Here is a 697-nt window from a genome sequence, read left to right on the forward strand (position 1 = left end):
AACACGTTTACTACGACACAGACTTAGCTGAATTTTACCGCCTTAATCACTGAAACTAAAGACAAACCTACAACGCCGAATGTAGTAAATCGTGTTGATTGCTTTGTTATATGATTTTTCTAACCACTACGTGACAAGCTTTACTATTATGCCCTGTCATCGTTTGATTATTAACAACGATAGACTTTTCTAATACAGACCCATCAACTATATTTTCAATTTCAGCTTGAGAACCGTGCCACATTGGAACCCCAACACCAGAAGTAAAAAAAACACTTTCATCAGAGCAAAATTCAGCTAAATAAATGACTCCATTTGGTTTTAAAATTCTTAGTAGCTCAGAAACAACATTTACCCTAGCTTGCTCTTCTGGAATGCACGTAAAAACGGCACATGTAACAATAGCATCAAAGGAAGAATCAGAAAAAGGAAGCGGTGAACCTTTTGAGTAGTTCAGCTCTAGATGCGGGAATTCATTGTTCCCACGATTAATCATTTCCAATGAAGAATCAACACCACAAATACTTTTATAACCTAAGTCATAAAGCTCATTAGTTACTCTTCCATACCCGCAACCAAAATCGAGAACTTGGCTAGAATATGGAACTGTATTAATAAGTAACTCGCTGATTAATTGAAGATTAAACTCAACTTTATCAGCAACATCATCCCAATTACTCAAAGATTTCTCCTTAAA

1 protein-coding gene is annotated in these 697 nt (G+C 35.7%); it reads right to left on the reverse strand.

The window, feature by feature from the left end; genetic code table 11:
• Positions 1–106: 106 nt before the first annotated feature.
• The coding region (locus tag AB4653_RS26395; RefSeq protein WP_372105704.1) for a class I SAM-dependent methyltransferase at positions 107–697 on the reverse strand (591 nt) is incomplete at its 5' end.

The sequence above is a fragment of the Vibrio sp. 10N.222.48.A3 genome, from assembly GCF_041475345.1.
GTDB lineage: Bacteria > Pseudomonadota > Gammaproteobacteria > Enterobacterales > Vibrionaceae > Vibrio > Vibrio tasmaniensis_A.